This window comes from Microcystis sp. LEGE 08355 (genome assembly GCF_015207185.1).
Lineage (GTDB): Bacteria > Cyanobacteriota > Cyanobacteriia > Cyanobacteriales > Microcystaceae > Microcystis > Microcystis panniformis.
Genome location: NZ_JADEXI010000388.1, coordinates 1 through 4448, shown reverse-complemented (window position 1 = coordinate 4448; position 4448 = coordinate 1). Strand labels below are relative to the sequence as shown.

At 43.2% G+C, this 4448-nt stretch carries 4 protein-coding genes; 2 read left to right on the top strand and 2 right to left on the bottom strand.

Translation table 11 applies throughout. From position 1 onward, the window contains the following. Positions 1 to 5 precede the first annotated feature (5 nt). A complete protein-coding gene (gene hemH / locus IQ242_RS17580) occupies positions 6 to 1169 on the top strand; it encodes a ferrochelatase (protein ID WP_193960862.1) in 1164 nt (387 codons plus the stop codon). 95 nt (positions 1170 to 1264) lie between these two features. On the opposite strand, the gene IQ242_RS17575 is transcribed toward hemH, so the two are convergent. Next, positions 1265 to 1516: a hypothetical protein gene (locus IQ242_RS17575; protein WP_002739055.1), complete on the bottom strand. Its 252-nt coding sequence runs from the start codon at positions 1514 to 1516 to the stop codon at positions 1265 to 1267. A gap of 139 nt (positions 1517 to 1655) precedes the next feature. Between IQ242_RS17575 and IQ242_RS17570 the strand changes: the two genes are divergently transcribed. Next, positions 1656 to 3074 carry an ATP-binding protein gene (locus IQ242_RS17570; protein ID WP_193960861.1) on the top strand — a complete coding sequence of 473 codons (1419 nt, stop codon included), beginning with the start codon at positions 1656 to 1658 and terminating at the stop codon, positions 3072 to 3074. 218 nt (positions 3075 to 3292) lie between these two features. Here the strand turns inward: IQ242_RS17570 and prfB are convergent. Then, positions 3293 to 4400 (bottom strand): peptide chain release factor 2 gene (gene prfB / locus IQ242_RS17565; RefSeq protein WP_193960860.1). Its coding sequence is split into 2 segments (ribosomal slippage): positions 3293 to 4327 and positions 4329 to 4400, totalling 1107 coding nucleotides; the frame shifts between segments, so codons are not numbered across the junction. Positions 4401 to 4448: the final 48 nt, after the last annotated feature.

The following is a 4448-nucleotide window of genomic DNA, read 5'->3' as shown; positions in this document are numbered from 1 at the left end:
ACACTATGGGTCGCGTTGGGGTTTTATTATTAAATTTGGGTGGGCCAGAGCGGTTAGAGGATGTACGTCCTTTTCTATTTAACCTTTTTTCTGACCCAGAAATCATCCGTTTACCGATCAAAGGATTACAAAAACCGTTAGCTTGGTTAATATCGACGCTAAGAGCGAGTAAATCCCAAGAAAATTACCGTCAGATTGGCGGTGGCTCCCCTTTACTCAAGATTACGGAAGCACAGGCCACGGCACTGCAACAACGTCTCGCGGAAATGGGGCGCGAGGTGAGCGTTTATATTGGGATGCGTTACTGGAATCCCTTCACCGAAGAAGCGATCGAGCGGATTAAACGGGACCATATCAAAAAATTAGTTATTCTTCCCCTTTATCCCCAATTTTCGATCAGTACCAGTGGTTCCAGTTTTCGTGTGCTGGAGGAAATGTGGCAGCAGGATCCCTATCTGCGTTTAACGGAATATACTCTCATCCCCTCTTGGTACGATCATCCCACTTATCTGAGTGCTATGGCGGATCTGATTGCGCGAGAATTAGAGCAGTGTCCTAATCCTGACCAAGTACATATCTTTTTTAGCGCCCATGGTGTCCCCCAAAGTTATGTGGAGGAAGCGGGAGATCCCTATCAAAGGCAAATTGAAGAATGCACTAGGGCGATCATGCGTACTCTAAACCGACCCAATCAGTACACTTTAGCCTATCAAAGTCGCGTCGGTCCGGTGGAATGGCTAAAACCCTATACTGAAGATGCTTTAAAAGGGTTGGGAGAGCAGGGAATTAAGAATTTATTGGTCGTGCCGATTAGCTTTGTCTCGGAACACATCGAAACCCTGCAAGAAATCGATATAGAGTACCGAGAAGTGGCGGAAGAAGCGGGAATTGAACATTTTCAGCGAGTACCGGCTCTTAACACTCACCCGATGTTTATCGAATCTCTCTCCCAGTTAGTGGTAAAATCCCTAGAGGAAAAACCCACCACTTTCGAGCAAATTACCCGTCCGAAAGCGAATATGAAAATGTATCCCCAGGAACGTTGGGAATGGGGGATGACCACGGCAGCCGAGGTGTGGAATGGTCGATTAGCGATGATCGGTTTTCTGGCAATTATTATCGAATTAATTACCGGTCAAGGACCGTTACATTTTGTTGGTTTATTATAACCTCAAGCTTCGTTGCCATTGCTTTTGATGGTAACTACCAAAATAAGGTTGGGTTTAACTATATTTGACCCAACCATTGGCGATTTCATCTTCTCTTAGGACATCATATTAGCAGAACGAACATTAACGTTAACTTCTAGCCTGCCATTGCCGAGCATATCTAACCCAGTGACGCTAAACAGATTAGCTTTAATCCCCCTTTCCTGAAAATTAGCCTGTAATTCTTTGATGAGAACCTCTTCCACTTTCCCTTCATCATCTGCTAGAGCTTGAACGATTTTAGCGGCGAAAGAGCCAATTTTTGCGCTCAATATTTCTTCCACATTGGTAATCTCGATAATAACCATTGATTTTTCTTCTTAGTAGAGGACAAATAGCATAAGAACAGAATTTGCGAGAAAATAGAGCTGCTCTCATCTTAGGAATCAGTATAACCTGCACTGTTCCCCCCTAAACGGAAATTCCCACCCAGAAGGAGATTACTGCATGATAAACCTAGAGACCCTAGAAGGTTGGTTAAATGCTCCAGTGGAAAATGAGCGACTAGAATTTAAACAGGCTAAAAATCAATTTGATACAATCAAACTGTTAAAATATTGCGTCGCCCTTGCTAATGAAGGAGGTGGCCATTTTATCTTAGGTGTTACCGATAAACGTCCCCGTAAAATTGTTGGTTCACAAGCCTTTCCTACACCCGAAGAAATTAACAGCATTAAATCGCTAATCGTTCAAAAACTTCGCTTGCGCGTGGAAATCACCGAATTGGCCCACCCTGATGGTCGTGTCTTGGTTTTTGAAGTGCCAACCCGTCCCACAGGACAACCTATCGCCTTTGAAGGTGCTTATCTAATGCGAGCAGGGGAAGACTTAGTACCCATGACACCTGATCTGCTTAAGCGCATCTTTGCTGAAGATCAACAAGATTGGTTTTGTCAATCCGCTCGCTCTCATGCCAGTCCAGATGAGGTTATTGACCTACTCGACACCCAAACCTACTTTGAATTGCTCAAGCTTCCCTATCCTAGCCATCGTGATGCTGTTTTAGAAAGATTACAAAGCGATCAACTCCTTGACAAAACATCAAAAGGTTGGACAATTCCTAATTTATCTGCCATCCTTCTGGCCAGACAACTTGAGAGCTTTTCCCCTACCTTAGCGCGTAAAGCACCACGAGTGATTATCTATGAGGGAACAGGTAAAATTAAAACTCGACTGGAACAGACAGGAACTAAGGGATATGCTGTGGGTTTTGATGGTTTAGTTAATTTTGTCCACGATTTAGCCCCTCAAAATCGCGTCATCGAGGAGGTTCTTAGGGAAGAAGTGAAAATGTTTCCTCCACAAGCTTTGCGAGAACTGATCGCCAATGCTTTGATTCATCAGGACTTTCTCGCTACAGGCGCTTCGGTGATGATTGAAATGTATGATGATCGAGTAGAAATCTCTAACCCTGGTATTCCTTTTATCAAAGTAGAACGCTTTATAGACGAATATCGCTCCCGTAATGAGCAATTAGCTGACATAATGCGTCGTTTTGGCATTTGTGAAGAAAAGGGCAGTGGTATTGATAAAGTTATTTCCGCTGCCGAGAAATTTCAACTTCCCGCACCAGATTTTAGAGTAGGTGAGATCCGAACAACTTCTATCCTATTCGCTCATCAGGATTTTGGCAAAATGAGTCAATCTGACCGTATTCGCGCTTGTTATCAGCACTGTTGTCTCCTCTATGTCGATAATCAACGGATGTCTAACCAAACCTTACGAAATCGCTTTTGTTTAAATGAATCAAAAAACAATACTGTTTCTCAAGTGATTGGGGCAACTAAAGAAGCAGGACTGATTAAACTTGACGAATCTGAATCTAAATCAACTCGTTATGCTCGTTATCTCCCCTTTTGGGCCTAGACTAGCCTTGAGCGAAGTGTACACTGAGCTTAGTCGAAGTGTGGAAATGCTAAAAAGTGCTTCAACGCAAATCCATTTTAGGGATGTCAAATCGGCGAAACCCTTATACAGCGAGCAAAAAAGTGCTTCAACGCAAATCGACATTTTTCCAAGAGGAGATTTTATCATCGCGTCCACACGGGAGTGGGACTTGTGGACGACAACGGCGATACATTTCTTTAAACTGCACCCCCCAAACGTAAATAGGCTTCAATAAAGCTATCTAAATCCCCATTCATTACCCCGGTAACATCGGTGGTTTCCACATTGCTACGGAGATCCTTAACCAATTGATAGGGATGAAAAACATAGTTACGGATTTGATTGCCCCAAGCGGCCTCCACCATATCGCCGCGAATTTCGGCGATCGCTTGAGCCTGTTGTTCCCGAGCAATAATTAACAATTTCGCTTTTAATAAAGCTAGGGCTTTTTCTTTATTTTGTAATTGCGATCGCTCTTGGGTACAACGCACAGCGATACCTGTGGGAAGATGAACCACACGCACGGCAGTTTCCACTTTATTAACATTTTGTCCACCTTTTCCCCCCGATCTAGCGGTGGTAATTTCTAAATCTTTATCGGGAATTTCTACCCTCACCGCATCATCACCCAAAATTGGCATCACTTCCACCCCGGCGAAACTGGTTTGACGTTTACCATTAGCATTAAAAGGAGAAATTCTGACTAACCGATGGGTGCCTTTTTCTCCTTTCAGATAACCGTAAGCATAGGTTCCGGCAATTTCAATTGTCACCGATTTAATTCCCGCTTCATCTCCTTCTGATATTTCCGCTAAAGTGACTTTATATCCCTGTTTCTCGGCCCAGCGAGTGTACATTCTCAGGAGCATTTCTGTCCAATCTTGGGCATCGGTTCCCCCGGCCCCCGCATTAATCGTTAAAACTGCTCCTTTTGCGTCGTAGGGACCATTTAAAAGCTGTTGCAATTCCCAGCGATCGAGGTCATGCTGTAAATGAGTTAAATTGTCCGTTGCTTCTTCTAGTAAAGCTCGATCGGATTCTAATTCTAATAACTCGATAATTGCCTTAGTATCTTCTAATTGTTCACACCAACTTTGATAGGTTTCTAAAGAAGATTTACATTCATTTAGTTCTTGCAGGGTTTTTTGAGCAGTATCGGGATTATCCCAAAAAGTGGGGACGGCTGCCACCTGTTCTAAGTCTTTAATTTTGTATCTTAAAGTGGGTAAGTCAAAGATAGTCCTGGGTTTTACCCAGGCGCGATCCTACTATCTCGATACCTTTTTTTAGTTCTGATATTTCCATGTTATCAGTTATCAGTTATCAGTTATCAGTTATCAGTTACTCTAGAAG